This is a genomic window from Candidatus Bathyarchaeota archaeon (assembly GCA_026014685.1).
Classification (GTDB): domain Archaea; phylum Thermoproteota; class Bathyarchaeia; order Bathyarchaeales; family Bathycorpusculaceae; genus Bathycorpusculum.
This window is the reverse complement of the sequence record JAOZHW010000011.1, coordinates 44,738-70,846: the sequence shown is the minus strand read 5'-3', so window position 1 is coordinate 70,846 and position 26,109 is coordinate 44,738. Positions and strand designations below refer to the sequence as shown.

The window sequence follows — 26,109 nt, the reverse complement described above, 5'->3', positions numbered from 1 at the left end:
CTCTGGTTGTGATGGGTTTTGGAGTATTTGAGTGTTACTTTTTTAGATTTCTGTAACACAACATATAAGTATTACATTTTTTAGCAAAAGTAACACTAGTGATAAAAATGAACAAAAACATGATCGCTGGAATAATCCTCATAGTAATAATAGCCTCTTCAATAGCAGTAGGCTACAGCCAAAACTGGTTCCAAAACAACACCACCCCCCAACCAACCCCCACCCCGACAACACAACAAACAGCCACCACAAGCCCAACTGAAGAGCCAACTGCAACAGCAAACCCAACCGCAACAACCAAACCCACCGCAACAGCCACAGCACAACCGACCGCAAAGCCAACAACACAACCCACAACCGTCGCTGCACTAAACTTGGTGTTAGAAGTTTACGGTAACGCCAACATGGACGACAAGGTTGACCAAGCAGACGTAACATATGTTTCTCAAATAATCAACGGCGCCAAAACCGCAACTCAATTTGCTGATGCTAACCGCGACGGCGTCATCGATTCACAAGACATCACCCAAATAAACGCGATAATTAACGGTCAAGCAACTCAGATTCATATGCTGGATGGCAACAAGAAAAACATAACCGTATCCTTGCCTGCGGATCGTATTGTCATCGAGTACATTCAAAATGCAGAGTTAGTGAGAGTTTTAGAAATTGAAGACAAAGTAGTAGGCATAGATTTCGCAGTAGATAAACTCAAAGACATCTACTTCCCAGGTAACACCAAATTGGTTTCAGTTGGAAACATGTACACCCCAGATTACGAAGCCGTTCTAAGCTTAAACCCCGATATCCTGTTGACTTTCTCCAACACTGAATCCGTAATAGCTGAAAAAGCCTCAAAATTACCCGGTGTTGACGTGGTCTTCTTAGGTTTATACTATCCAAACGTTACACACCCTGAAGACTCCCGTTTCCTTCAAGGCATACTTAAAGCAGGTTACATCTTCAACAAAGTGTCAAGAGCAACAGAATACGCAAACTGGCTAGTAAGTTTAACCTCAACAATCAACTCTCGGACAAGTGCCATCGCAGACACAAACAAGCACTCAGTTTTAATTTACACATACCCCTATACGGCATCTACAACAATCAAAGAATACGCAACAATTGACACTCTCGGACAAGTCTGCATTTTAGCGGGCGGCGCGAACGTGGCTGCATCACTTCCAACCTACCTGACAGCCTCGTCAATCAGTGTTGACCTTGAAACTGTGCTTAACCAAAACCCTGAATACATATTCCTTCACTGTGTCCGATACACTTTTGCTGGCGGCACAAACGCTGACCCCGCGCAGGGCATGGATGTCAACGACATTACCAGCATAAAGACCGCCCTTCAACAATATCTAGCTCAACCAGCATACGCTAACATCACCGCCGTCAAAAACAACCACGTCTACATAATGGCAGGCGACTTCCGAAACAACGCGATGGGCGGCGTCTTAGGCGCAGTATACATGGCGAACGTTCTCTACCCTGACCTCTTCACGGATTTAAACGCACAAACAATACACCAACAATACATCACCAAATACCTGCGGCTAGACTACAACTTAGACAACAGTGGCGTATTCCTGTATCCGGGAATAACCCTCAACGGCGACATCGTAGGAATCCCCAACGGAGCCACCTAAGTGGGGATTAACTTTTTCCTTTTTTTTAGATTATCAAAAGGGAGGTTGGGGCAATGATTGTAAATTGGTCTGAGCTTAGACGAGAAATGCTAATAGAAACTCAAAGGATCGATTTTTGTAAACCCGCATATTGGGATAAAGAAGCAGACAACTTTAACCAAAACGTTTCCCAAATGAAAGAATTGACAAAACAGCAATTAGACCGCATACCTTTGCTGCCGCAATATACAGTTTTAGATGTGGGCGCTGGCACAGGCAGGCTAACAATTCCCATAGCCAAACGTGTCCAAAGTGTAACCGCATTAGAGCCATCTCCAAAGATGCTGGATAAACTAAAAGCTAACGCAAAAAAACAACATATCGTCAACATAAAATATGTCAATAATTCGTTAGACGATTTAGACATATCTGCACTTGGAACTCATGATATTGTGACTGCTTCGTTTTCCCTTTTTATGCTTGACATGGAGGGGGCACTGCAAAAAATGGATGCTCTCGCCTCGGTCGGGGTTTACCTTTTTGTTTCTGCTTCCGAGTGGATGGATACGGAGATACACGACATCGTTTTTGGCGAGGGCAAATCTAGCCCCGTATTGCCCGATAGTGTTTATATGTGTAACATTCTGCACGATATCGGCATAAACTTCAACGTAGATGTTTGGGATTTTGAGTCAAAACAATCCTACAGCGACTTAGAATCTGCAACCGCACGGTTCATGCAACTTTATCATGTACCCGCCGAGAAGCAGGCAGAATTAAGAAGCTACCTCAAGAAGAGTTTGGTGCAGGATGAGAAAGGAAAATTCTGGTTAAACCGCAAAAGGAAGGCAGCCATGATATGGTGGACCAAAACACAATAAACCCCCTAACCAAAAACGGCACAACTGATTTGGAGGCCGAAAAGAAGAAGTACCGCCGCTTAACGGCTAAACGGGTCACATTCATCGTTGCCTCAGTAATTTTGCTCCTTGTCGTTGCTGGCATCGCTTTAGCTCTCGGTTCGGCAAATATGTCTTTTCTGGACGCTTACACCGCAATTTTAGCAAGGGCTTTTCCAGACGTTTTCCACGTAAGCTCCTTAGCCGATAATGTAGTGTGGAACCTGAGACTTCCCCGCATTTTGCTTGCGATTTTTGCTGGAGCAGCGTTAGCAATGAGTGGAACTACCACCCAGGCGATTCTACGCAACCCTATAGCAACGCCTTACACGTTAGGTGTCTCCGCAGGTGCAGGCTTAGGCGCAGCCATAGGCATAATACTGAATTCAGGCTTTACAGAAGGCAGATTCCTAATAATCGGGAACGCCTTTATTTTCTCCCTCATTCCGGTCGCAGTGATCTTACTGTTAGTCAAACGCAAAGGTGCTTCCCCTGAAACCATGATTCTAGCTGGAATAGCGATGGTCTACATATTCAACGCTTGCACGACAATTCTGCAGTACTTCGCTGAGTCCAACGCTGTAAGTGCCACAGTGTTCTGGTTGGTCGGTGATTTGTCGAGGGCTGCGTGGTGGCAACTTCCCTACATTGTGGTGGTGCTTGTAGCGTGTTTTGTGATTAATCTTAAGCTCTCCTGGGACCTCAACGTCATGAGGATGGGAGACGACTCCGCCAAAAGCTTAGGTGCAGACGTTGACCGCACCAGAAAAATAATTTTGATACTGGCATGTCTCTGTACCGCTACTGTGGTTAGCTTCACTGGCGCCATCGGTTTCATCTGTTTGGTTGCACCCCACATTTGCCGCGCGGTAATAGGGGGCGACCAAAGATACCTAATAGTTTCATCCACCTTGTTTGGGGCGATTTTGCTCTTAGTGGCAGACATAGTGGCTAGAAACTTGCTTGCTCCAGTAATCTTGCCTGTAGGGGCGATAACCGCGTTTCTAGGCGGACCGCTACTGCTCTATCTGCTGGTAAGACGGAGAAGAAACCAATGACAACTGAGGCTTGTCACTTCATCTGCGCGCCTTTTTGTTAACCCAACATTTTTCTTTTGTTGACTTATTCGTGCCCTAAACCAAATCATCCAATTTTTGTATCCCAGAAAGCAAAAAACACGCCACCTCTCACAGCGGACCTCCCCTCCCTTATTTAAAGGCAGATTAAGAATCGTCTGTGGGAAGTTACTAGGGGATGTATGGCAAAGTGGTTTTACCAATAGAAATATTGGCTCTATGTGGTGCCTCTGTTTGGTTGGGTTGCTTTGTCGATTAGGGTCATTTGGTTGTTGAAGTCGATGCGGCAGTCAAACAGGTAAGATTGGTTTACTTGAAGCGTGTCGTAGAGTGTGGCGTTGTTTTGTATGTAGAGGGTTTTGCCGTTGACAAGTGTAACCTTGTAGGCTGCGAGGGGGTTGTCGGTTAAGGGGCTTTTTGATGCCACTGTTCCATACTCTTGTTCGGGAATCTTGGAGCCTTGAATAGTGTCGTAAGCGACGACGCCGATGAATCCTATAGCAGCTAAAGACAAGACTATCGAAACTATTACTGCTGCTTTGAAAGTATCCAGATGCTTCACCAACAAGTAGCAGTGTAGCGTTCGCTACCTATAAATTCAATGGAAAAAACAAAAAGAAGAAAAAATAAAAAAACTGCGCTCTAACGCTTGAGCTGCTTTTTAGCTGACTCTTCAGCGGCTTGCACGGTTTCGGCGAGTTTGTCGCATTTTGTGCCGCCGCCCTGAGCAAAGTTGGGTCTTCCGCCTCCACCACCGCCAAAAATCGGTGCCGCCTCCTTAACGATGTTGCCTGCGTTGATTCCTTTCTTGACTGCAGCTTCGCCTGCCATTACCATGAGCCTGCAAGTTTTCCCGTCTGAGCCATAGAACAAGGTGACTGTGGCGTCGTTGCGTTTGATTATCTCCGTGGCGGTCGTTAGCATGCGGTTGATGTCGATAACTTCGCCGAAGTCCCTTTTAACGATGCTTACACCTTCAACTTCAGCAGCCGCTTCCGCAGTTTGGGTCTGAGTTGCGGTGCTCTCTTTTTCTGCCAGTTCCTTAATTAAACGCCGCTTCTCAAGCTGCGTTTCTTTTAGTTCCTTGACGACTTTTTCAGCTGTTTTGTCCAGTTTTTCGATTGGCGCATTGAGGACTTCAGAGACTTTACTGAGCAAGCTTTCTTGATCCTGAACCGCTTTGAGTGCTTTGAGCCCAACTGCATAGCCCAACCTTTCCACGCCGTCCTGTACCCGCTCGGTGTAGACGATTTTGACAAATCCCACCTCGCTGGTGCTACCCAAATGTGTGCCTGCACAGGCTTCAATGTCCCAATCGCCCGTTTTTACGACCCGAATATCTTTGCCTGGAACCGCGCCACCTTGATAGAGTCGGAATCCGTAGCGTGCTTCTGCATCGTTACGTGGTAGCCAAGTGGTTTCTACTTTCATGTTTGCAGCGATAGCTTGGTTTGCAAGGGTTTCAATTTTGTGAACTTCTTCTTGGCTGAGCCTGCGGTAATGTGAGATGTCAAGGCGGGAGGTTTCAAGACCTTTCTGGGTGCCTGATTGCCAGACATGTTCACCTAAGACGCGGCGTGCTGCGCCGTTGATGAGGTGGGTTACCGTGTGGGCTTTCATTAGCCAGTAGCGGCGTTCCCAATCCAGCATGCCATGAACGGTGCTGCCTTCTTTGAATGAGGCAGGTGTTTTGAGTTTATGCACGATTACTTTGCCGATTTTCTGCACTTCAACAACGTCAAATTTGGTGTCGCCTACAGTTAGGGTGCCTTGGTCGTGGGGTTGCCCGCCGCCTTCAGGATAGAAGCAGGTGCGATCTAAAATTACGTTGACGCCGTTAACTACTTTGAGTACGGTGGCGTCGAATTCTTTCAGGTAAACGTCAGCATAGTAGAGTTGCTCAGTGGCTGGAAGCTGCTCAACGATTTTTTCCAGATTCTCTTCGGCTTTGGCTTCCTCTTCCTCAACGGGTTTAGATGCCTGCATGTGCCGCTTAGCGATTAGGGCATAAAAGTTCTCTGGAACCTCGACTTCGACGCCTTCTTTTTCCGCGGCTTGCTTAACGATTTCTGGCGGCAACCCCTGTGAATCGTAGAGTTCTGCGAGTTTATCCTCAGAGAGTTTGGTTGAGCCTTTAGCTTTCAGTTCAGTTGAGATACGCTTAACCATGCCTTCGCCGCGTTGGATGGTGTCTTTGAATTTCTCTTCCTCAACCTTGAGCATTTCGACGATTTCGCTTTGCATTTCTTTGATGTGGGGGAAGTCTTTTGCCCAGTAATCTGCCTGCATCTCCACGATGTCGTAGAGGTCAGCGGGGTTCATGTTTAAGGTGCGCATTAAACGGTAGACTCGGCGGAACAGCAACCGCGCCAAGTAGCCTTCTTGGATGTTGGATGGCACGACGCCTTCACTTAGCATAAAGCTGAGTGTCTTGGTGTGGTCGGTTACTGCCCACGCGTTCTCTATAGGAACAAGCACCTTCTCGAGGGTTGCAAGGTCGATGCCTGTGAGTTCACTGACACGTTTGCGGGCGACCATGCGGTTGGCGCGTTTGTCCACGCTGACCAGCCCAGAATACTTAGCAACTTGAGCTAAGAAACCGTTGTCAACATTAGTTATCCCAGCCATAGATAGAACTTTGTCGAGGAGGTTCCCGTAGATAGCTTGGAAAAGACTTGGCACACCTTGGCTTATCCACGTGAAACGGTCAATGCCATAACCAGTGTCTACGGTGCGGATGGGTAACTGGATGAAGTCGTCACCGACCACCTTATACTGCATAAACACAAGCGTCCCCACTTCTAAACCGCGAACGATGCATTCCACGTCAGGTCCAGCGTTTCCGCCACCGACCCAAACGCCCTCCTTGTAGATGACCTCCTCAGAGGGTATGCCTAAGACTTCGGTTGCGAAACGTTGATGGAAGCGGACAGTGTCGTCTTTCCAGTATACTTCTTTGTCTGGGTAGTTGAATGCGTGCGCGCCGCCCATTTCAAATATGGTTAAGTGGCGTCCGAAGGTGGGGCCTGTGTTGGAGATGTCGGTTAACCTGATTGAAGGCTGAGAAATCACCAGCGGATTAGCTGGCGGAGGCGCGATGCCTTCCGTTACATAAGGCTGAAAATCGATTATGCTGGCGTGGGTGAGGTAGATGTCTTTTCTCCAACGCGCCACAACGGGGTAAGGCTTTATGCGTGTGTGCCCGTTTTTCTCGAAGAATGAGAGAAACGCCTCGCGCATTTCTGGGAGAGTAAACTTCTTTTTTGTTGCGGGGTTGCCTAGAAAGCTGTAGCAGCCGCATTCGTCGCTGCCTGCTTCGCCGCAGGTTTCTTGACTTTGGTTTTGGGTCCAGAAGTATTCGCCGCATTTTGGGCAGTGTTTGCGGATGAAGCCTTCTTCTTTGAAGAATGGTAGTTGGTAGGCTTCTGGTGGGAAGGTTTTTTCAACCATTGAAGGTGCCTCTTTTGCTGATTAGGGTTGTAGAAGGGGTTTATGGGGTTGTCGGATTTAAAGCTGAGCATAAGAAAAAAATCAAATTTAGCTAAAATGTGTAATTATGATGAGTGATGACAGTAACCGCGGATGTTTTCGACGTAGCTGATGAAGGATAAGTTTCCGTCTTTGGGTGTGTATTTAAATTTGGGGAATTTTCGGCGAAGCGCTTCCATGATGTTTATCTGCATAAGTAAAGCGCTTTCCCCGAAGAGGTATTCCAGCGCGTTTGTGAAGTACTCTATGTTTTGTGGGATTGCTTGTTTGTTAAGGCCGAAGCGGTGTTCTAAGTGGGTGTAGAGTGCTTGTTTGTTGGCGTTTCCCAGTTTAGATAAGGCGGATTCGATTGCGTCTATGAGTAGGCGGTCAAATGTGGATGTTTTTTTGTGTGCTTTGATGTTGAGGTCGATTAGTATGGTTTCAAGGTTATTCTCAGTTCCGATGGTTTGGTTTATTTGTAGTTGTGTTGTACTGCTCATTTGTTGCACTCTTCAACACACAACGTATAGTGAGACGTAATATAAGCGATGTTTTCTGGTTTGACATATTTCCAAACTCGATATATGTGCACAATAAGACACAATTGGCTTGTGAGACACACTTTTAAGCACACAAACCCATACCTTTTAACCATGCAATCAACGCGGTTCGCAAAAATCATCCTCGGCGAAATGATAGTACTAATAGCCTCAGTACTCATCTTCAGAAGCCTCTGGACACTACTAGACCAATACATTGGCTACTCATACTTAATCGAAATGCTCGTAATAGGCATAATACTTGCAATAACAGGGTTAATCCTACTAAACCACGAAGTAAACTGCGAAATTGAAGGCGACAAAACAGCAAAAAATTAACTGTTAAAATGCCAACCCTCAATCAACTTTTCAGCTTCAAAACCCGTTTTTTCCTGCCCATAACGTCTAAGCGGTTTTGTCAGATGCCTCTGAGATCTAGTTGATGTCACATACAAACCAGACTTAAGCGAACGAAACAAGGGGCTCTTGTCTTTTGTTAGGTCAGGATATTTTGCACCGCACTTTTCGCAGCGGAAACCTTGATTTTTGCCCATTGATTTGAGCCTTTTTTGGCAGGTGGGGCAGAGGGGGTTTTCTGTTTTAAATGGTTGAGTTAATTTTAGTATGTTGATTTTTTCGAGATTAACCGTAACAGGCTTGGATACTGTTGATTTATGCACTGCACCATAAACTTCGATTTCGTCGCCCACCAAAAGTTGTCTGGCGATTTTACGCAGATCCCCCGTTGGTTCATAAGCTGCGCAATCGACCTCTGCAGTTTCATCTTTGATTGCAAAAATGACGTGTCGAACAGGGATAACCCGCGGATTCTGAGAAACTGCCCCTTTAGCGATAACGGAGCAGTAGGGTTCAAGCTGGTTTAGTTTCGCTACGGGTTTTAGGTGGGCGTCTGTGCCTTGGTTGCTTCGGAAGATGACCCAGCGTTCCACAGGTTCCTGCGTCTTAACCATCTGAAAGGCTTGTTTGACTAATTGGGGTGTTTCGCCTCTTATGCCAAAAAAGATGGGGTCAGGTCCGCGTGGCGTGATGATTACTCTTTTCTTTTCCCAGTCCACATTGTTAAACGTGAAGGGTTGGGTTTTTTGGTCCATCTCAAAAATCGACTCTTCATCAACGCAGCGTTTGGTGCCGCGGTTTTCGGCTGTTCGGTAAGCGATTAATTCGTATGTATAATCGCTTTGGAGTGTTTCGCCTATGGCGGCTAACGCGCCGATGATGCCTCGGCAGGTGTTGTAGCCTAATGCTTCTGCGCCAAATTTTTTGATTAACGCCATCGCCTCTTTGAGAGTCACAATCGTGGTTTGTGCTCTCTTGGAGAAGGCGGTCAATTCCACTGGTACATCTGCGGTTTTGTAGAGCACTATACCTGGGTCTGTGCCCTTCTCGTTTACGGCAGAATGCTTCTCCCAGAGCGCTACTGTGGTTTCTTTGATTTCTTCCTCGAACTCGGCGCTGTAGCTAAATCTAAGGTTTAGGGCGCCGTTACCTCTGGTTTTCCAAGGCACGTTGGGGTTGAGGCGTATCAATCCAGGATAATCGAGGAAGTTTACGTTGAATTTTTTGAGTTCCTCAACGAGCACTGCTGTAAGGTATGTGGTGCAGCCTCCTTTTTTTGAGTCAGTGTCATCTAAACCTATATGCATAGTTTGTAGTGAAGTCAACGTTGAAGGCACCACTGCGAGTTAAGAAACGGTTTGAGGGTAAAAAATATTGTTTTATCCTCATCGGGTAATAGGGGTTTATCTTATTGGATTAGAGGGGGGTGGTTGGCTTCAGAGGTTTGGTGCTCTACTTGGGGAACACGAAAAGGTTCTTTTTTGAATCAAACCTCTTTATCCAACCGGTTAAAAATTTGGTGCATCTGCTGGATGCTGCCGCTTTTCTTCTCTGTGCTGTTTGGTGGGGCTTGTGTGTGGTCATGTTTTTCGCCAGTGGACGCACGGCTGGATGTTGGGTTAAAAAAATTTAAAACTATGTGACTGTATGGGCACAGTCACAAGCGGTTTCTTGGTTGCGGTTTATGCTTCGATGAGGGTGATGTAGTGGTTTTTGGCGTGGGCGTCGAGTTCTTTGCCGTTTTCTAGTTCGAGACCGCACCATGGGCACTTGTATTGTGATTTTAATTCTGCTTTCATTTTTAATCGGATAATGATTTGGTTGTTTGAGGGTTTAACGTTGTGTATGAAACAAAAGTTACAACAATTTAACGTTAATAAAAGAAGGGGTGATTATTGTTTGTCCTCTACGACAATCATTGTGAGTGTCGAGCGGACTTTGTCTAGTTTTCTGATTCGCCAAGTGACGATTTCTTTGAGTTTATCCATCGTGTCGGCACTTACTCGGGCAACGATGTCGTAGACTCCATAAACAGCTGATGTTTCGTTCTCTATCACGCCTTCAACTTTTTTGAGTTCTTTTAAAACATCGGACTCGGAGCCTATCTCGGTATTTATCAACACAAACGCTGTAGGCATATCAATCCTCTGATTAACTGATAAGTCAGGTTTGAATTAAAACTTTTGCATTTCTTGCGGTATTGCCTCTTAAGGTTAAATGACAAGACAAATTTTAACTTACAAAAGCCGTAGTGTTTTGTTTGTTTTGTCTGATGACCTTTATTCCAGTCCACTGTAAGGCTCCGTAAGAGACTACTAGCCTAAACCACAGGTTTACAAGACGCGTCAAAAGCGCAACAGAAACAGCGACAGATGGGTCAATTCCAAGTTGCCACAGTGTCACTGACATAACTAGTTCTGGTAAGCCAACAAAAGCCAGTCCGACGGTTTGCAGGGTTCCAGTTAAAGTAAAAACAACAAGCACAACATCCACCGACACAGGTTCCCCCAAAGCGGCAAACGCGATAAACATGACCGAGACTTCAAACGCAAACCCCACAACTGCGTAGCTAATTGGCTGAATCAAAGCTTTGGGTTTTGCTTTTAACTGATCGATACTTGCATGGAAGCTTGTCAGCATCGCTTCGGCTTTGGATTGAAAGTTTTGTGGGCTCCAGCTTTTTCTGAAAAACACTGCTACTTTAATTGCCCAGTTCAGTAGTGTCTTGGTTGCAGAGGGCTTGAAACTGACGTAGTAAACGACGATTAAAGTCAGAATCGACAGCCCCAAAACTAACCCAATCAACAAGGATTCAATCAACGGAAAAGAATACCTAACAAGCAGTAACCCTAACCCTAAACTTAACGCCACAATCGTCAAGGTCATGGTGAAGATTTTTTGTCCCACAACCGAGGCGCCGATTCGCCCCGATTCAATGTTGGAATCCTTAGACAACAGGTAAGTTTTGGACACTTCCGCAGACCAGCCGAGCTGCGGTACCGTGGCGTCAAAGAATAGACCCACCCATGTAAAGAGAAACGCTTTACGTCGGGTAATTTTAACTGCCAAACTGGCTAGTAGACTATGCCAAACCAGAGCTGAACACAACGTAAACAAGATGTAGCTGAAGAAGGCAAAGGAATAGATGACGAGGTTTGTTTGTGAGAGTGTTTTTGCGACTTGGGCAATGTCAACGTAGAAAACCAAGTAAAACAGGAAGGCGATTAACCCTGCGACTAAGATTACTGCAATCAAGTTGGGTCGGAACGATTTTTTCGCTGGATTCATTCCACGCTCAAGCCTTGCTTAACGTTTAGTGCCTAACCATTTAAGCCTATACCAAAGAACTAAAACGCCTTAACGTTTTGATCCTGCTGCGCGTTTTTGGAAAAACGCAGAGCAAATGCAACTAAGACTAATGCAATTAACAAGACAACAACGATGGTTAATCCAATCGAAGTCCAATCCATCTGTGGGGTTGGCTGCCACATGTTAGTGGCTGAAACAATGGTGTGGATTGTCCAGTCTGAGCCTTTTGAGTCGCCCTCTACACTTACGCCTGTAGCTTGATCCCACACGTAGGTGTTGTTGCCCACGGAAGCCGAAACAACCGTCCGTTGGGCTCCTGCATATTCACGTTGTTCTTTCTGTGTGATGGTTACGTTTCCGAGGTTTTCGTCAAGGAATGTGTCGCCTACGTTTAGGTTTGCGGGTATTATGAAGTCGTCGATTAAGTGGCCTGTCTGCAAGTTCAGGATGTATTGTGTGGTGTCTGTTGATGTGTCACTAAAACGGGAGGTAATGGTTACTGAAATGTTAGTTCCATCTACGTTGAGGATTTCCATACGTGCCCATGTAACATCATGCCCCTGCATAGGCGAACCCGTAGACGAAACAGCGTATTCGATCCAATCTCCGCTTTTTACGCCCACAGAAATCGCCGAATTCGCGGTTGCCGCTAAACTTAGGCAGAGAAGTAGAAATAAGGCAGCAGTGAAGAATCTTTTCATAAACGATTATTTTGTTTGTTTATTCTAATAAAATTGTTGTTGAATAGAAAAGTATGGGGCTCTTTGAGTTATTCTTCCATCATGATTAAAGTTAAGGTGGACCTGACACGGTTGAGGGTGCGGATTTTGCGGGTAACCATATCTTTGAGGTTCTCCATGGAGTCAGCTTTTATTTTGCTGATGATGTCGTAGACGCCGTAGGAGTAGTAGGCTTCTTCTACACCCGCGATTTTCTTTAGCTGTCTAACTACTTCTTCTTCTGCGCCTGATTCAACGTTGATTAGTACATAGGCTTGTGGCATGTATAGAGTCTCCATTAATGCTAGTACAAGTGTAATTAATAGTTCTTATGCAAATAAATGTGCACTCTATCCACACAACTTTCCACGTTACCACAAGTCTTATCAGACCAAACGCTTCATGATGATATCGGGAGAAGTTGGTTTTGGTTTATTGTACAAAATGCGGTGCACTTAACCCCGATACTGCTAATAACTGCTCTAACTGCGGCGCATCCCTAACAGATAAAACATACAAATATGTACCTCACAGAAGCTACGAGCGAAATTACCCTCGAAGGCAAGGCGGCGGTTTCGGTTTGCTCATAGCAGGCTTATTCATCGTAATCATTGGAGTCGCTGCACTTTTGGGCTTTACTGTGTTTTGGGCGTATTTCTGGCCTCTTGTGCTCATTTTAATCGGCATATGGATCATCTTGTTAGGCGTGAGACGCAACCGCAGGTACAGGCAACTCTGAGCTCTGTAATTACACGTTTTTTCTTGATTGTTGAGGTGTTTTGCACGGTTTTTCAGGTCCGCACACAAAAGAGTTATATTAAGTTTGCATGAAAGTTGTAAGCTATTGCGGGGAAACAGATGGTTAAGTACATTTTCGTAACAGGCGGAGTATTAAGCTCTGTTGGCAAGGGCATTTTAACTTCCTCCATCGGAAAAATGTTACAGGCACGTGGATTAAAACCCACAGTTGTAAAAATCGACCCCTACGTCAACATCGACGCGGGCACGATGAACCCCTACATGCACGGCGAAGTCTTCGTCACCGATGACGGCGGCGAAACCGACCTCGACTTAGGCTGGTACGAACGCTTCTTGGATTTAAGCCTAAAACAAGATAACAACCTCACTACAGGCACCATATACCGCAGTGTAATCGAAAAAGAACGCCACGGCGACTTCTTAGGAAGATGCGTCCAAATCGTACCCCACATAACTAACGAAATAAAGAACCGCATCAGAAACGCAGGCAAAGCCGTTAACGCAGACCTCGTTCTCACGGAGGTAGGCGGCACCGTAGGCGACATCGAAGGCTTACCTTTTCTGGAAGCCATACGACAAATGCGCGTTGAGGAAGGCTACGAAAACACCCTGTACGTCCATGTTGCGTTGGTTCCAATTTTAGATGTTACAGACGAATTTAAGACTAAACCTCTTCAGCACAGCGTCAACGAATTACGACGTATCGGTATCCAACCCGACACCATCGTAGCCCGCAGCCCAAAAATGATTGACGCTGAGGCGCTACGCAAAATCGCCCTGTTCGGCACTATCCCAGAAAGCTCAGTCTTCTGCTCATACAACGCAGAAACAGTCTACCAAGTACCACTCATCTTGGACAAGCAAGGCATGGGCGACTTCATATGCCAACGCCTCGGACTGAAATGTGACGTAAAAGATTTCGCGGCATGGCAAACCTTCGTTGACGGCATGATTCACCCAGAACACGAAGTCCACATAGCATTAGTCGGTAAATACGCTGGCCTCTCAGACAGCTACGTCAGCATGACGGAAGCTCTTCGGCATGGCGGCGCTGCATGCAAAACCAAAGTCTGCATCAGCTACTTAGAAGCAGAGAAGTTTGAACGGGAACCCGAATGCCTAAAAGACCTCGCCAAGTTTGACGGCGTCTTCGTCCCTTACGGCTTTGGCCCAAGAGGAACAGAAGGCAAAATAGCAGCAGCAAAATATGCCCGAGAAAACGACATACCATTCCTCGGCATCTGCTACGGCTTCCAATTAGCAGTTATCGAATTCGCCCGCAACGTATGCGGCTTAACCGATGCTAACAGCACCGAAATCAACCCTGACACGCCATACCCCGTCATCGACCTCATGCCTGAACAACGAGGCGTAGAAACCAAAGGTGCCACCATGCGACTTGGCGCCCACAAGGTCGTTTTACAGAAAGGCAGCTTAGCCCACAAACTTTACGGGCAAGAAGACATCTGTGAACGCCACCGCCACCGATTCGAAGTAAACCTCGACTACATCGACGCCCTCAAAAACAAAGGCTTATGCTTTACAGGTAAAAGCAGCGACGGCAGAAGAATGGAAACCCTCGAGTTGCCCGACAAATACTTCTATTTTGCCTCGCAATTCCACGGCGAATTCAAAAGCCGACCAGGCAGACCATCACCAGAATACTTTGGTTTCATCCAAGCATGCATAAACAAAAAGCTTGGTAAACCCAAAGAATCCCTTTCTTAAATTCTATTAGCATTTTTAGTAAATGTTATAATGCAGCGTTTACATGACACCCTAAAGGAAAGATGAAAAATGGGAATGGAACCTACTGGAGAAAGAGATTCAAACGCTTATACCAAAAAGATGCTTGAAGCAAAAGATGAACTCAGCCAACTACAAGAAGAACTAAACAACGTGATCGTAAAATTCGTTCTTCGGGCACTACGAGTCTATCAATCAACCCGACCTGAACCGCTACGACCCGGAGAAATCGCCCTGCTAGTCAACAATGAACTCAAAAACGTGCTCTACGACTTAAACGCCCAGCCAAACATCGACGCTTTAGCAAAACTATCCAAAGAGGCATGGGCAAAAGAAACGACCAAGCAGTAAAACTGCTTACAATTACCTTTTTTAGCAACATTTATTTCAAAAAATTGGTTAATTCGGGTTTTTAAAAAATAAAGTTTGAGCCGAAATTACTTTCGGCGGGCATAATCCATGATGGGGATCAATTTGGGGTCTGCTTGGACGATTTGCATTGCATCGACCATGCCGACGAGTGCACCGTTTTTGTCGACTGCTGGGAGGTGTTTTATATTCCAGTGTTTCATAAGTTCTGCTGCTTCTTTGAGGGTTGCGTTTTGGTCGATGACGACGAGTGGGTTTGTGTAGACCATTCGTGCAATGATGGTTCTGATTGGAACTTCAGCTTCCATTGCGCGGACGATTAGGTCTCTTGCTGTAATGATGCCTGTTGGCTTGCCGCTTTGGATGACAAGGATTGCGTCTTTGTCGTATTTAGTCATTAAAGCGATTACGTCTTTTAGGACGGTGTTGTTTTCTACGGTTTTAACGTCTTTTTGCATGATGTCTTTTACTGTGACATTGGTTGCCATTTATTTTTCACCTTAACGCTATCTCAACGGTGTTGTTGTTTATGTATTTTACGATTAATTTTCGTGTTCTCTACTGCAACGTTTAAAGGCACGAAAAAACGCTTAAAACAAATAGAGGCGCCTTCATTTTGAGCAAAACCGACACAGAACACTTCGCCACCCGCCTAAACCAAGCCAAAAACTACGCCGAAGTCTGGGCAATCGTGCAGGAAACGGCACAGTCTGCGTTAGGTAAACGGCGGAATTGTATGATGCTTTTCCTCGACGACTTGCCACTGCAACTGGGCGCCTACTATCCAGTGGGAACCAACAACATCGTACTCAACCGCGCTCTTGTCGACGTAGTTGAAGCCCAAGTAACCGATAAACCCACAGTAAACGCTTTAGTATACAACTTGCTGCTACATGAGTACCTGCACGCTTTAGGCGACCTCTCCGAAGTTGGGGTTAGACGCGAAGTGGTTGACGTTGCACGGCAGAGTTTCGGCGAACAACACATCGCCACGGTTCTTGCAAAGAAAAGCCCCTGGGTTCTGCTAAAAGACCTCCATCTGAGTTCAGCTTACACGCCTAAACGTGTTATGGAGATTGTCCGTGACTTCGAAAAAACAGATCGCTACATCGTTTAATTCAGAAGCACATTCTAAAAGAGGGTTTTTTGCTGCGTTTATTGTTTGTAGGTTGTTTTTGGTATGGTGAAGGTGAATTTTGCGTTTTTGCCTTCGGTTCCTGTTTCCTCGACGCTCCAACCGTAAACCTCTGCTGTCTTCTTAATCAAGTACAACCCCAGTCCGCTGCCTTGTCCTGCGCCTTTGGTGAACAGTTTCGGTTTCATCTCGGCAGCTATTCCTACGCCGTTGTCCTCGTAGATTAACTTGAGTTGCTCGTCTTCAAGGATGTAGCTGAGTCGGATTTGGGTGGCGGTTTTTCCATATTTGAACGTGTTCTCAAAGAGGTTGTAGAACAATTCTCGTAGCAAAGAATCCGCTAAAACCGCCAGTCCGTGGCATTCGTTTTTCACCTCTAGCTTGACGTCGGGGAACAACTCGACGACTTCATCGAATACTTTACCGACGTTTACGTAGGTCATTGCTTCTTTGCCGAGCATTTCGTAGTCACGCGAGAACTCGATAACCCGCCTTATTTGGCTACAAGCAGTTTGAGTGGAATTTAAAAGAGCCTCCAAGTCGCCGTCTTTTTTAGCCAAGTAAGCTTTCATGTTGAGAGCGTTAAGTTTTCGAGGATGTGTTTGCCGACGATTTCGTCTTTGCTTTGGGCTTCCATCATCTTTACTATGGCGTCGTTGACGTAGGTTATGTTTCCTGTCTTGTCGCCTATGACGATGCCGTCTAAAGACATCTCAACCGCAAGCGCAAACAGGTTTTGCTCTGATGCAATCAACCCTTTTTCCCTTAGCTTAAGATTCTCATTGCCTTAATTTATCAGGTAATAAAAAGATTTTCAAACTAACCTTTAGAAAAACACATACAAAACCATAAGTAAACTAGCCACAATAAAGCTCAGGTCAAGCGTTTTTCTTCGTTTCATTTAAATATTAGTGTTATGACTATGCTTGTGCAAAAAGAAGGAATATCTAAAGTATGGGTTCCAAGTCTCCAAGAGGCGAATTCGCCGCAAGGCAACTAGCCAAGAAACGTAAGAATTTCCGTTGGCACGATAGGTACTTTAACAGACGCATGTTGATGCTTGACGAAAAAGTAGACCCCATGCAGGGCGCACCACAAGCTCGAGGAATAGTCCTTGAGAAAGTCGGTGTCGAATCCAAGCAGCCTAACAGCGCCATCCGCAAATGTGTCAGAACACAACTTATCAAAAACGGCCGCACCATCAGCGCATTCCTCCCCGGAGACGGCGCCTTAAACGTCGTCGACGAACACGATGAAGTCGTCGTAGAAGGCATCGGTGGCACCAGAGGAGGCGCCATGGGAGACATTCCCGGTGTCAGATGGAAAGTCGTTATGGTTAACGGCGTTTCACTTAACGAACTCGTCTATGGACGTAAACAAAAACCAGCAAGGTAACTTTTATGTCACAAACAGTAGCAGAACCTCAAGAAATCAAGCTCTTCCAGAAATGGAGCTTTAAAGACATTACAGTCAAAGACATAGGTTTACAGCGGTACCTAAACCTCACCCCGATGGTTGCCCCACACAGCATGGGTCGCCACGAACATCAAAGGTTCCGCAAATCCCGTGTCAACATCGTAGAACGTTTAATCAACGGTTTGATGCGCGGGGGCAAAAACGCAGGCAAAAAAGCCAAAGCCACAAACATCGTTAAAGAAGCATTCGAAATCATCAACGTAAAAACAGGCAAAAACCCCATAGAAATTCTAGTCCAAGCAGTGGAAAACAGCGCACCATGCGAAGACACAACCCGTGTGAGTTACGGTGGAGTCGTCTACCACCTTTCAGTGGATGTTGCGCCACAACGCAGAATCGACCTCGCTATCCGCCACATCACTGCAGGAGCCAAAGCATCCTCCATCAACACACCGAAAAGCATTCAGGAAACACTCGCAGACGAGCTTGTGTTGGCTGCAGCTAAAGACATAAAGAGTGCGGCAGTCGCTAAGCGCAACGAAATTGAACGCGTTGCACAAAGCAGTAGATAAACCAATCTTTCTTTTTTGTTTTCTTTTTTAGGCGCATATCTGTTTTTCTCGTTTATGCACAGTTTCTTTGACCATGCTGAGGTCTTTGGCGTAATCCATCATCGCGGTTCGTAGCATTTCGCTCTCGCTTGTGCCCAGTCGACGCGACATTTCAGCTAAAATTTCTTTTTGTTCTCTACTTAACACTACCTTAACTACACATTTACGCGCCATCCCCTGCTCGTCTCCTCTCCCTATTCGCCTTCTATTCGAAAACTGACGATGAATATGCCCCCATGAAGGCAACAGACGCTACAGAGAGACGTATTTAACGATTTTGCATATTGAATACTGCGACTTGAACAGTACAACACGGCTACAATCAACGCAGATGAATTTCAACTACGTCGCCGTCTTCGAGCACAAAATTCAAACCGACCTTTTTAGGGCTAAACGGCAACCTCTTCGCCCAAACCATCGCGAACAAAAAGTTAGATATGAACTCCTTGTGGATGTTACGCGCTAAATCCCCCAACGTAGCGCCGCGCCTCAGAGTGAAGGGGCGACCTGTGTTTTCTTTGGAGCCGGGTTCTTTGGTGTAGACGCGGATAATGCCCAAGGTGGAAATCAGGGCTTTACCCAACTCCTCGATGCCCCGCTTTTGCTCGCAAGACATCGCCACGACGGGTATTTTGTTGTTAACGTGGTGTATGAGTTTACGCAGGTTAGCTTCGGTTCCTTTTACGTCTGTTTTGTTGGCGGCTATGACTGCAGGTTTGTAGGTGGTTGTTTCAAAGATGGCGTCTTCGATGTCGCTTAAGCTGACTTCGCCTGTGATTTTGACGATAGCATCGTTTATTCGATAATTTCGCAATAATTCCTCGACTTCTTGCATGGTGGTGTCGAGTAGTTTACCTATTAGAATGATACGGAGTGCAGCTCCTGTGTGGCGTCGATCGATTTCCACTCGCCCGTTGGGGCGATTGACCAATACGCGGCTCTTCTCCAACTCAGCTACCAACAATTCAAGTTGAGCCACGGGATCCTGCGTCAAATCCACCATCAAAATCACTCCGTCTGCGTTCCGTGCAACCCCCAACGTTACGGGTCCCCAAGCGCGTCCATCTCCGCTACCTTCCATAACCGCAGGTGTTTCAACTAACTGAAACTGTACATCTCCAAAGTCCATGATGCCGGGTACAGGTTGGCGGGTGGTGAACTGGGTGGGAGAGACCACTACATTGGCTTTGGTGACGGCTTGCATGAGGCAGCTTTTGCCCACGTTCGTCATTCCAACAATCGCTATTTGAGCGGAGCCTTCTTTTTCGACGAATAGTTTAGGTCCGCCGCTGCTTTTGCCTGTGCCTTTGCGTTTTTTTTCTTCGAGGTCTTCTCGGATGATGGCGATTTTGCGTTTAATTTCGCCTCGGAGTTTGAGGGTGCCTTTATGTTGAGGAACGTACTTTAGGAATTCCTGCATTTTCTCCATTTTTTCGCGGGGGCCTTTGGCGGCTTCTACTTCTTCCCACTTGTCCAGTGCTTCAGGCGGCAGGTTAGTAGGCATATAAACTTCGCTGATACATACGCAAAGTGGTCTTTAAGACTATTTCTGCAAAAAACCGCTAAGTGACAGGGTCAAGTAGGTCTATATGTTTTTGAAAACGCATATTACTTGTCGATTTTGGTGTCTTAGACTTTTTTTGTTTCTTTAGTGGTCATGGTTGTACAGTCACAAACTTATATTAGCGCGGGTTGGGTTGCTAGGTTGTCGAAAATTTTTAGGCAGGTGAAAAAGTAAGAGATGAAATTTTCAAAGATTGCTTTAACGCTTTGTCTTTTCAGTCTCTGCTTAACTCTCTCAAGTGCAGCAGCACAAACCTCAATCGACAGAGTGACAAGTCCCACTACAACAACCCTTAACGCTGTATGCATAGTAAACAACCTAACCGCCAACGGTGACCTCACGACACTTGAAGCTTGGGCTGTTGGCGACGCAGGAACCATCGCCCACTGGAACGGCAACTCATGGGCTACGGTGTCAAGTCCAACTACATCCCACCTTTACTCCGTCGCATTTAACAACGTAACCAACGGTTGGGCTGTGGGCGGAAGCGGCAACTCAGGAGTGATTCTGCATTATAACGGCACTTGGAATGTTTGGAGCCGAATCAGCTTCAGCGGCTTCACAGACACTTTCGACACGATTAACTCCACTCTGTATTCGGTTACGATAACAACTGATGGCATGATGGGCTGGATTGTAGGCGCAAACGGATTGACCCTAAACTGGAACGGAGACACATGGTTCGCTATGACAGACATAACGCCCCACACGCTGAGAGGTGTAGCTATGGCTCATAACTCAGCGGAGGCATGGGCAGTCGGCGACGCAGGCACAATCATGCATTGGACGGGCTCCACATGGGAAGCGATGACAAGCCCAACCAACGCGCCCCTCTACACAATCCAAATGGTAGACGCAAACCATGGCTGGGCAGCTGGCGGCAGCAACAACAACGGTGTAGTATTGAACCTTAACCAGTCTACTTGGAAAGTGTGGGATAAATTCAACTTCGGAACAATGAACACAACAACTCCTTCGCAATCCGTAAACTCAACTATACACTCAATCTCTATTGGGAACGCTACGTCAGCTTGGGCATGTGGTAGCAACGGGTTAGTGATGTATTGGACAGGAACCCAGTGGGAATGCAACACCAACCTGATAAGCGGCAACCTACGAGGCATATCCATGATTCACGGCGAAACCACCGGGATGCTGCAAGCGTGGACAGTAGGTGACGGCGGCCAAATCATGGCTTTCAACGGTATGGTTTGGGTGCCAGAAATACCTATAATAGCGGTGCCGATTCTTTTTGCTACAGTATTGCTTGTGGCGGTCTTGACTAAGTCGAAGCTTCTCAGAAAAAGCCTTCTTTTCAATTAGACTTTCTTCTTTTCTCGTTTTTTATCCGTTTCTTAAAGGTAACTTTAGATGAGCAAATACCGACTTAGGCATGGGCAGCTACAAGTTTTAGTAAGTGTCTTGGTTCAGTTGCCTCTAGCTGTCTTTCTGGGCCATTACTATGACCAAAGAATTTTTCTAGAAACAGGTTACTTGGTTAGTTCAGGCTTAAACCCCTACCAGCAACACGAAATTTCTGTTTTCTCCAATCCATACCTGACAGGGTTAAACCCCCTAATTGGGTATCCGCCTCCGTGGCCGCTGCTTTTAGGTTTCATCTACCGCCAAACCTACAGCATCATCTAAACGGAAACGATTTTCGTGGGTGGCTTAAGTTACTCCTTGCCGCCTAGTCGTGTTGAATTCGACTATGTTGTCAAGTTAACTTAATGAGGAGGCGCTGATAACTAAACATTAATTTCCAGCAAAATTTCCTCAAACGTCTATTTTTTGTCTATTTCTACCCTTTAGAAGGAACTATTTTAGAAAGCCTTTTATTTAAAACGTATTCAATTACTGAACAGGGGTCACGTAGGTTGCCTACTACCGAAACTGCCCAAATCGCAGCGGAAAATCAGAAAACCCCATTTAAAGATTCTAAAAACATCAATCAACATAGCAGTACCCCCAACTCTACAAACAACAATGAACATAATAAAAACGCCCAAAAAGCCCTAATTTCTGCAGAAAAACGTTACCGAAGACTATACCAAACCACCAAAGACGGCATAATGGCCCGTGACTTAGAGGGAAAGATGATCGACTGCAACCAAGCCTACGCAAAAATGTTGGGGTACAGCAAAAGTGAACTAAAAAACCTAAGCATAAAGCAGCTGCTGCCAAAAAAATATCACGAGCAAAGAGAAAAAATAGTAAACAAAGTCCTCAAAACTGGTCGTTCTATCGTTTTTGAGAGGGAGTACAGGCGCAAGGATGGCTCTGTTTTTCCCGCGTCGGTGCGGACTTGGCGTTTAACCGATGGCAAAGGTAACGTTGTCGGCATCTGGTCCATCGTGCGTGACATCAGCGCTCAGAAGCGTCTGCAAAAGAGTTTAGAGAAGCACGCGGGGAATCTGGAGAAAATCGTGGAAGAAAGAACCAAGCAGCTCAAAGAGAAAGAGCGGTTAGCGGCGATTGGGCAAACAGCCGCCATGGTTGGACATGACTTGCGTAATCCTCTGCAAACGTTGCTGGGTGAATTGTATCTGGCAAAGTCTGAGGTCGAAGAATTATCTGACGAAGAGGCTAAACTCAATTTGAAAGAGAGTTTCAGGATAATTGAAGACCAAATTGCCTACATGGATAAAATCGTCAGTGACCTGCAAGCATTTGTGCAACCTGTAAAAATCGAAAAGAAAACCGTCGAGTTGCACGCACTCCTAAACAGCGTGTTGGCAACCGTTACCATTCCACCTAACGTTTCCGTCCAAATCAAAAATCATAACGCCGCGCCAACCCTATTGGCTGACCCTCAACTGTTAAAGCGGGTTTTAGTTAACTTGGTTACCAATGCTGTGCAGGCTATGCCCAACGGTGGCGTCCTAACTGTTTCAGCGAAAATTAACGCTTCAGGTCAGGTGTCTATTTCAGTGAAGGACACAGGAGTGGGAATAGCTGAAAAGATAAAAAGCCACATTTTCACACCGCTTTTCACCACAAAACCCCGCGGTCAAGGCTTCGGTTTAGCTGTCTGTAAACGTGTCATCGAAGCACATGGCGGAAGCATATGTTTTGAAAGTCAAGAGGGAAAAGGATCAACTTTTACGATAAAGTTTCCTGCTCGGTAGTTTGTGTTTCTTTTTGGTTTTTTCGGTCTTTGAGTTTGAGTCTAAGGGTGTAGACAAACGCTAAGAACCAAAACGCTACAGTTCCCCAACCGATCATAAAGCCGATCACGTTCCCGAGTAGGTGATAAGCCAACTCGAAGCCTAATATAGATATAAAAGTCAAAAAGGAGCCGACTACACTGAAGCCCCGCAGATAGTTGCGGTTTTTTATGATTGCCCGAAGCATCCAGAGTAATGCTATGAAGTTTATGATGCTGGCTACATCTAGGAGCATGTTTGCAAAGGCTAAGGTATCCATATCTTTCCTCTGCAAACATCGGTTGCATAAACTTAAGGTTAACGCAAAACAAGCCATGAGCCGTAAATTACCTTAAATCATCTCGTGCTATGTGTCTCTGTTTGTGAAGGGAGAGGGGTGAAATCAAGGTGATTTCGAGAGATTGTGATGGCTGTGGATTGCAAAAACCATGCTTGGCTCGGTATCGCAGAGTGGGGTTAGGCGAAAAAGTTTATTGCCCCGACGGGACCGCACACTTGGTTGACCAAGCAAGCTTGGCATAAGAATCCGCATAGTCGGTGTGTTTCCAATTTTTTGTTAGTTGTTTTCTTTAGTGTGGCGAGATTATGGAAAAATTATATATAGCAAACTGGCGTGACAAAAGGGATATAGAGGAATTCAGTTGAAAGGACTCCGAATCGCAACCCTAACATCTTTTGTGGTAATTGTTTTCTTGTCTGTAGGCTTAGTTTCCGCGCTTTCTTCAAGCGACGCAAGCATATACGCAACATTATCCAACTCGTCACCAAAACCAGGAGACACAGTGCTTGTCAGCGTCACATTCCAAAGCAAAGTTTCAGAGGTATTGAAAATCTACGCGATAGGTGTCCACGCAGACTGGATGCAAAAAGACCAACTCTTCGGTCCAAACTTATCCAGTAACCCCGCGACCGTAGAAGCAAACGGCGTCTACGTCACCCAATTTACCATGCAAATCCCCACCAGCGCCTCGTTGGGTTCACATACTTACCGTGTTGGTGTAGACGTCTTGGACTCTAGTAACAACTATTTCTCGTTTGACTCTGCAGAGGCGACCATTCAAGTTGTTGCTTCATCTTCAACACGTACCCCCAGTACAAGCGGGGGCGCCTCAGATGGTGATACAACCGACTGGTTGCCCTGGATTGTGGTGGCGGCAGCTGCAGCAATCGTTGTTGTGATTGTTCTCTTCGTGATGATGAAAAGCAAGAAACCACGAAAACCTGCCGTTGAGCAAACACCAAGCGAGGAACCTATGCCTCCAGCGTCAGAAGAACCAAAACCCGACGAAGAAGAACCCAGCAAAGACTTCAACATTTAGTATATTGCCAAAAGGGGGGCTGTTGGCTTGGCTTATAAAAAGCCTTATAGCCCTAAGTGTTTTATTTTTGGTTAACTTGTGGGCGGCTTTGAGGGCGAAAGCGAAGAAACTATTCAGTTTACGAATAGCTGCGGTGACACTGTTAGCTTTCGCGCTTCTTTTGTTTACTTCCCCTGTTCAAGCTCAGTCGCCGAAAAATTTTACAGCCAGTGACACTTTCTTAATCCCCCACCTTAACGGTTCATTTAACTTCGCCTTCAACGGTACCTACACGTCAGCCACGCTTGAAGGCGACACATGGGCCTTCACTGACTTAACCCTAACCAACAGAAACGCCACCAGACTAGGCAACCTAAACATATCGGTAAAAGACTCTCACATAACCATCTTCACGTTTTACTCTGACAGAATCTCCAACATTTTCAACCGCTACGGTTACATCAGATACTACGCTGATAGACCAGGCGAACAAACCATCAACCTAAACATAAACACCACAAAATCCACCCACACAAGCGAATGGGGTGTAACCAACCCGCCTGGAGTTTTCTTGGCTCCCGGTCGAGATTGGAAGCTTCTCTCAGACAACACAATAATCGTTTATGGCAAAACAGGCAACGTTACAGTTTCGCACTACGGGTTTAATGTGGATTCAGAGAGCGATCAACCGTTTTATGTACAGCATTCTGTAGCGTTGGCTACGCTTGCGGTTTTGGCGGTGACGGTGGCGGTGGCATCACTAATCCGCTTTAACGTCAGGAGGAAGCCTTCTGTATGGTGACTGAAAACTCACCCTACATAGTTGTCCCATTGTTTGCCTTAATCGTCGCCGTCGGAATCATCTTAATCCTCAAGTTATCCAAAGACAAAACCCGAAAAATCAGTACCCTAAGACTCTTCATCCAAATTGCAGCAGTCTTTGCCGTATTCATGGGTTTACTCGTCGGGCCGTTCAACGTGGAAATTTTTGCGCCTCTGGGTCCTTCTCCACGCGACAACTTGCTGGGCGCTGATATCTTGGGCAACCAGTTCCCCGACGGCATCTCTGTGCCTTTTCTGGCATGCTATTACCCGAATGGTCGCACTGTAACCTGCGCTATCTGGCAGCTTCAAGCCTACATATTCCCCTTTTGGGATTATCCACGGGGGTACCAAGTTAACTATTCCACCTCTGGGCTTGAGAAACTGGCCATAGTTGTCGGTATGTTAGTTGCGGCTTGCATAGTTCTGGGGCGTTCTTTCTGTGGGTGGCTGTGCCCGTTTGGGCTCTACCAAGACCTCCTAACACGGGTGCGCAAAGCAACACGCCTCAAGCACCTAAATGTATCCGGCAAAACCAACAAGAAGTTGATTCAGTCAAGCTTCATAATAATCGCCGTCCTGTTGCTGCTTAGCGTAATCTTTGGTTCCTACGCCATTTTCGGCACAGAAATCGTGCCAGGAACCATACCTGGTGGGCCTGAAGGAACCGAAGCAGGCATAGTAAGCAACATCAACGAACCTTTCTGTCTAATTTGCCCCGCGCGTCCTCTGTGTATCGCGGTTGAGTGCGCCATCGGAGCCATGGATTGGTCTTATGTTTCTCAGATAGTGTATGGGCCATTCTGGATAAGCGGTTTCTACTTAACCTCAATAAACGTAACTGTACTCATCATCGTCACGATTTTAGCTATCGCGTATCGTCGAGCGTGGTGCCGAATTTGCCCGATGGGCGGCTTAGGCGCATTGTTCAGTGCGTTCAAACCATTTCGTTACATCGCGTTGACCAAGTTAGAGAAGAACGAGAAGAAATGCACCAAATGCGGCGTTTGCAAACGTGTCTGCCCAACGCAGGCCACTGACATGTACGAGAAGAAAGGTGGAGACGTAACTGAAGCTCGATGTATTCTCTGTGCTCGATGTGTTGAAATCTGTCCCTATGAAGATGCGTTAAAAATTACTTTTGCAGGTAAAACTTTGGCTAAGTCACGTAACTGGCTGGAGAAGGGCACTTCGTCAACTGCTAAACTCAATGATTAAGGG

30 protein-coding genes are annotated in these 26,109 nt (G+C 46.1%); 16 read left to right on the top strand and 14 right to left on the bottom strand.

Features of this window, described 5'->3' with window-relative positions; all coding sequences use genetic code 11:
- Positions 1-107: 107 nt before the first annotated feature.
- From NWE96_09070 to NWE96_09060, 3 genes are read left to right on the top strand one after another with little or no spacing between them, the layout of a single operon-like run.
- Positions 108-1,652, top strand: coding sequence for an ABC transporter substrate-binding protein (locus NWE96_09070; protein ID MCW3984131.1), 1,545 nt, complete (start codon positions 108-110; stop codon positions 1,650-1,652).
- 53 nt (positions 1,653-1,705) lie between these two features.
- Positions 1,706-2,512, top strand: a complete 807-nt coding sequence (locus NWE96_09065) for a methyltransferase domain-containing protein (protein ID MCW3984130.1) — start codon at positions 1,706-1,708, stop codon at positions 2,510-2,512.
- The gene (locus NWE96_09060) at positions 2,491-3,588 is read left to right on the top strand and encodes an iron ABC transporter permease (protein MCW3984129.1); all 1,098 of its coding nucleotides are present in this window, start codon (positions 2,491-2,493) and stop codon (positions 3,586-3,588) included. Before NWE96_09065 ends, NWE96_09060 begins: the two co-directional genes overlap by 22 nt.
- Positions 3,589-3,823: 235 nt before the next feature.
- Here NWE96_09060 and NWE96_09055 read toward each other — a convergent pair whose 3' ends face one another.
- The 3 genes from NWE96_09055 to NWE96_09045 form a co-directional block, all read right to left on the bottom strand.
- Positions 3,824-4,171, bottom strand: a complete 348-nt coding sequence (locus tag NWE96_09055) for a hypothetical protein (protein MCW3984128.1) — start codon at positions 4,169-4,171, stop codon at positions 3,824-3,826.
- Between the two features lie 77 nt (positions 4,172-4,248).
- Positions 4,249-7,056, bottom strand: coding sequence for an alanine--tRNA ligase (gene alaS / locus NWE96_09050; GenBank protein MCW3984127.1), 2,808 nt, complete (start codon positions 7,054-7,056; stop codon positions 4,249-4,251).
- A 104-nt stretch (positions 7,057-7,160) separates the two neighbouring features.
- Complete coding sequence (locus tag NWE96_09045) at positions 7,161-7,577, bottom strand: DUF3227 domain-containing protein (protein ID MCW3984126.1); 417 nt, start codon at positions 7,575-7,577, stop codon at positions 7,161-7,163.
- 153 nt (positions 7,578-7,730) lie between these two features.
- On the opposite strand from NWE96_09045, the gene NWE96_09040 reads away from it, so the two are divergent.
- Complete coding sequence (locus NWE96_09040) at positions 7,731-7,955, top strand: hypothetical protein (GenBank protein ID MCW3984125.1); 225 nt, start codon at positions 7,731-7,733, stop codon at positions 7,953-7,955.
- Here the strand turns inward: NWE96_09040 and NWE96_09035 are convergent.
- The 5 genes from NWE96_09035 to NWE96_09015 all read right to left on the bottom strand — a co-directional run bounded on the left by NWE96_09035 (position 7,952) and on the right by NWE96_09015 (position 12,285).
- Positions 7,952-9,298 (bottom strand): tRNA(Ile)(2)-agmatinylcytidine synthase, encoded by a 1,347-nt coding sequence (locus NWE96_09035; protein MCW3984124.1) that lies wholly within the window; start codon positions 9,296-9,298, stop codon positions 7,952-7,954. The two genes, NWE96_09040 and NWE96_09035, sit on opposite strands and share 4 nt — an antisense overlap.
- Positions 9,299-9,865: 567 nt before the next feature.
- Entirely contained in the window at positions 9,866-10,111 is a 246-nt protein-coding gene (locus NWE96_09030) for an Lrp/AsnC ligand binding domain-containing protein (protein ID MCW3984123.1), read from the bottom strand.
- A 94-nt stretch (positions 10,112-10,205) separates the two neighbouring features.
- Complete coding sequence (locus tag NWE96_09025; protein ID MCW3984122.1) at positions 10,206-11,261, bottom strand: flippase-like domain-containing protein; 1,056 nt, start codon at positions 11,259-11,261, stop codon at positions 10,206-10,208.
- Positions 11,262-11,320: 59 nt separating this feature from the next.
- Positions 11,321-11,983 carry a hypothetical protein gene (locus NWE96_09020; protein MCW3984121.1) on the bottom strand — a complete coding sequence of 221 codons (663 nt, stop codon included), beginning with the start codon at positions 11,981-11,983 and terminating at the stop codon, positions 11,321-11,323.
- Between the two features lie 68 nt (positions 11,984-12,051).
- Positions 12,052-12,285 (bottom strand): Lrp/AsnC ligand binding domain-containing protein, encoded by a 234-nt coding sequence (locus NWE96_09015; GenBank protein MCW3984120.1) that lies wholly within the window; start codon positions 12,283-12,285, stop codon positions 12,052-12,054.
- A 143-nt stretch (positions 12,286-12,428) separates the two neighbouring features.
- Between NWE96_09015 and NWE96_09010 the strand changes: the two genes are divergently transcribed.
- The 3 genes from NWE96_09010 (at position 12,429) to NWE96_09000 (ending at position 14,857) form a co-directional block, all read left to right on the top strand.
- A complete protein-coding gene (locus NWE96_09010) occupies positions 12,429-12,740 on the top strand; it encodes a zinc-ribbon domain-containing protein (protein MCW3984119.1) in 312 nt (103 codons plus the stop codon).
- A 119-nt stretch (positions 12,741-12,859) separates the two neighbouring features.
- Positions 12,860-14,488 (top strand): CTP synthase, encoded by a 1,629-nt coding sequence (locus tag NWE96_09005; GenBank protein MCW3984118.1) that lies wholly within the window; start codon positions 12,860-12,862, stop codon positions 14,486-14,488.
- 69 nt (positions 14,489-14,557) lie between these two features.
- Positions 14,558-14,857, top strand: a complete 300-nt coding sequence (locus NWE96_09000) for a hypothetical protein (GenBank protein MCW3984117.1) — start codon at positions 14,558-14,560, stop codon at positions 14,855-14,857.
- 86 nt (positions 14,858-14,943) lie between these two features.
- Here NWE96_09000 and NWE96_08995 read toward each other — a convergent pair whose 3' ends face one another.
- Positions 14,944-15,363, bottom strand: a complete 420-nt coding sequence (locus NWE96_08995) for a CBS domain-containing protein (protein MCW3984116.1) — start codon at positions 15,361-15,363, stop codon at positions 14,944-14,946.
- 128 nt (positions 15,364-15,491) lie between these two features.
- Between NWE96_08995 and NWE96_08990 the strand changes: the two genes are divergently transcribed.
- Positions 15,492-15,992: a hypothetical protein gene (locus NWE96_08990; GenBank protein ID MCW3984115.1), complete on the top strand. Its 501-nt coding sequence runs from the start codon at positions 15,492-15,494 to the stop codon at positions 15,990-15,992.
- Between the two features lie 38 nt (positions 15,993-16,030).
- Here NWE96_08990 and NWE96_08985 read toward each other — a convergent pair whose 3' ends face one another.
- Together NWE96_08985 and NWE96_08980 are read right to left on the bottom strand one after the other, a co-directional pair.
- Positions 16,031-16,582 carry a HAMP domain-containing histidine kinase gene (locus NWE96_08985; protein MCW3984114.1) on the bottom strand — a complete coding sequence of 184 codons (552 nt, stop codon included), beginning with the start codon at positions 16,580-16,582 and terminating at the stop codon, positions 16,031-16,033.
- Complete coding sequence (locus NWE96_08980; protein ID MCW3984113.1) at positions 16,579-16,764, bottom strand: PAS domain-containing protein; 186 nt, start codon at positions 16,762-16,764, stop codon at positions 16,579-16,581. Before NWE96_08980 ends, NWE96_08985 begins: the two co-directional genes overlap by 4 nt.
- A 200-nt stretch (positions 16,765-16,964) precedes the next feature.
- On the opposite strand from NWE96_08980, the gene NWE96_08975 reads away from it, so the two are divergent.
- Together NWE96_08975 and NWE96_08970 are read left to right on the top strand one after the other, a co-directional pair.
- Positions 16,965-17,405 carry a 30S ribosomal protein S12 gene (locus NWE96_08975; protein MCW3984112.1) on the top strand — a complete coding sequence of 147 codons (441 nt, stop codon included), beginning with the start codon at positions 16,965-16,967 and terminating at the stop codon, positions 17,403-17,405.
- A 5-nt stretch (positions 17,406-17,410) separates the two neighbouring features.
- Entirely contained in the window at positions 17,411-17,998 is a 588-nt protein-coding gene (locus NWE96_08970; GenBank protein MCW3984111.1) for a 30S ribosomal protein S7, read from the top strand.
- Positions 17,999-18,025: 27 nt separating this feature from the next.
- On the opposite strand, the gene NWE96_08965 is transcribed toward NWE96_08970, so the two are convergent.
- Positions 18,026-18,211, bottom strand: coding sequence for a ribbon-helix-helix protein, CopG family (locus tag NWE96_08965; GenBank protein MCW3984110.1), 186 nt, complete (start codon positions 18,209-18,211; stop codon positions 18,026-18,028).
- Positions 18,212-18,359: 148 nt separating this feature from the next.
- Positions 18,360-19,541, bottom strand: a complete 1,182-nt coding sequence (locus tag NWE96_08960) for a 50S ribosome-binding GTPase (GenBank protein ID MCW3984109.1) — start codon at positions 19,539-19,541, stop codon at positions 18,360-18,362.
- A gap of 237 nt (positions 19,542-19,778) precedes the next feature.
- On the opposite strand from NWE96_08960, the gene NWE96_08955 reads away from it, so the two are divergent.
- From NWE96_08955 to NWE96_08945, 3 genes are all read left to right on the top strand, one after another.
- Positions 19,779-20,924, top strand: coding sequence for a hypothetical protein (locus NWE96_08955; protein ID MCW3984108.1), 1,146 nt, complete (start codon positions 19,779-19,781; stop codon positions 20,922-20,924).
- 48 nt (positions 20,925-20,972) lie between these two features.
- Positions 20,973-21,248: a hypothetical protein gene (locus NWE96_08950; GenBank protein ID MCW3984107.1), complete on the top strand. Its 276-nt coding sequence runs from the start codon at positions 20,973-20,975 to the stop codon at positions 21,246-21,248.
- A 230-nt stretch (positions 21,249-21,478) separates the two neighbouring features.
- Entirely contained in the window at positions 21,479-22,729 is a 1,251-nt protein-coding gene (locus tag NWE96_08945) for a PAS domain S-box protein (protein MCW3984106.1), read from the top strand.
- Here the strand turns inward: NWE96_08945 and NWE96_08940 are convergent.
- The gene (locus tag NWE96_08940) at positions 22,704-23,027 is read right to left on the bottom strand and encodes a hypothetical protein (GenBank protein MCW3984105.1); all 324 of its coding nucleotides are present in this window, start codon (positions 23,025-23,027) and stop codon (positions 22,704-22,706) included. The two genes, NWE96_08945 and NWE96_08940, sit on opposite strands and share 26 nt — an antisense overlap.
- Positions 23,028-23,409: 382 nt before the next feature.
- Here NWE96_08940 and NWE96_08935 point away from each other — a divergent pair, with 382 nt between their 5' ends.
- The 3 genes from NWE96_08935 (at position 23,410) to NWE96_08925 (ending at position 26,106) form a co-directional block, all read left to right on the top strand.
- On the top strand, positions 23,410-24,087 hold the full coding sequence (locus NWE96_08935) for a hypothetical protein (protein ID MCW3984104.1): 678 nt from the start codon (positions 23,410-23,412) through the stop codon (positions 24,085-24,087).
- Between the two features lie 67 nt (positions 24,088-24,154).
- The gene (locus NWE96_08930) at positions 24,155-24,868 is read left to right on the top strand and encodes a hypothetical protein (GenBank protein ID MCW3984103.1); all 714 of its coding nucleotides are present in this window, start codon (positions 24,155-24,157) and stop codon (positions 24,866-24,868) included.
- Positions 24,862-26,106, top strand: coding sequence for a 4Fe-4S binding protein (locus NWE96_08925; protein MCW3984102.1), 1,245 nt, complete (start codon positions 24,862-24,864; stop codon positions 26,104-26,106). The genes NWE96_08930 and NWE96_08925 overlap by 7 nt, the downstream gene beginning before the upstream one ends.
- The last annotated feature ends 3 nt before the right edge of the window (positions 26,107-26,109 follow it).

Bases quoted from the DNA above. Each gene is read 5' to 3' on its own strand.
- NWE96_09070 (MCW3984131.1), top strand. From the start codon at position 108: ATGAACAAAAACATGATCGCTGGAATAATCCTCATAGTAATAATAGCC.
- NWE96_09065 (MCW3984130.1), top strand. From the start codon at position 1,706: ATGATTGTAAATTGGTCTGAGCTTAGACGAGAAATGCTAATAGAAACT.
- NWE96_09060 (MCW3984129.1), top strand. From the start codon at position 2,491: ATGGTGGACCAAAACACAATAAACCCCCTAACCAAAAACGGCACAACT.
- alaS (MCW3984127.1), bottom strand. From the start codon at position 7,056: ATGGTTGAAAAAACCTTCCCACCAGAAGCCTACCAACTACCATTCTTC.
- NWE96_09045 (MCW3984126.1), bottom strand. From the start codon at position 7,577: ATGAGCAGTACAACACAACTACAAATAAACCAAACCATCGGAACTGAG.
- NWE96_09040 (MCW3984125.1), top strand. From the start codon at position 7,731: ATGCAATCAACGCGGTTCGCAAAAATCATCCTCGGCGAAATGATAGTA.
- NWE96_09030 (MCW3984123.1), bottom strand. From the start codon at position 10,111: ATGCCTACAGCGTTTGTGTTGATAAATACCGAGATAGGCTCCGAGTCC.
- NWE96_09025 (MCW3984122.1), bottom strand. From the start codon at position 11,261: ATGAATCCAGCGAAAAAATCGTTCCGACCCAACTTGATTGCAGTAATC.
- NWE96_09020 (MCW3984121.1), bottom strand. From the start codon at position 11,983: ATGAAAAGATTCTTCACTGCTGCCTTATTTCTACTTCTCTGCCTAAGT.
- NWE96_09015 (MCW3984120.1), bottom strand. From the start codon at position 12,285: ATGCCACAAGCCTATGTACTAATCAACGTTGAATCAGGCGCAGAAGAA.
- NWE96_09005 (MCW3984118.1), top strand. From the start codon at position 12,860: ATGGTTAAGTACATTTTCGTAACAGGCGGAGTATTAAGCTCTGTTGGC.
- NWE96_09000 (MCW3984117.1), top strand. From the start codon at position 14,558: ATGGGAATGGAACCTACTGGAGAAAGAGATTCAAACGCTTATACCAAA.
- NWE96_08995 (MCW3984116.1), bottom strand. From the start codon at position 15,363: ATGGCAACCAATGTCACAGTAAAAGACATCATGCAAAAAGACGTTAAA.
- NWE96_08985 (MCW3984114.1), bottom strand. From the start codon at position 16,582: ATGAAAGCTTACTTGGCTAAAAAAGACGGCGACTTGGAGGCTCTTTTA.
- NWE96_08975 (MCW3984112.1), top strand. From the start codon at position 16,965: ATGGGTTCCAAGTCTCCAAGAGGCGAATTCGCCGCAAGGCAACTAGCC.
- NWE96_08970 (MCW3984111.1), top strand. From the start codon at position 17,411: ATGTCACAAACAGTAGCAGAACCTCAAGAAATCAAGCTCTTCCAGAAA.
- NWE96_08965 (MCW3984110.1), bottom strand. From the start codon at position 18,211: ATGGCGCGTAAATGTGTAGTTAAGGTAGTGTTAAGTAGAGAACAAAAA.
- NWE96_08960 (MCW3984109.1), bottom strand. From the start codon at position 19,541: ATGCCTACTAACCTGCCGCCTGAAGCACTGGACAAGTGGGAAGAAGTA.
- NWE96_08955 (MCW3984108.1), top strand. From the start codon at position 19,779: ATGAAATTTTCAAAGATTGCTTTAACGCTTTGTCTTTTCAGTCTCTGC.
- NWE96_08950 (MCW3984107.1), top strand. From the start codon at position 20,973: ATGAGCAAATACCGACTTAGGCATGGGCAGCTACAAGTTTTAGTAAGT.
- NWE96_08940 (MCW3984105.1), bottom strand. From the start codon at position 23,027: ATGGATACCTTAGCCTTTGCAAACATGCTCCTAGATGTAGCCAGCATC.
- NWE96_08925 (MCW3984102.1), top strand. From the start codon at position 24,862: ATGGTGACTGAAAACTCACCCTACATAGTTGTCCCATTGTTTGCCTTA.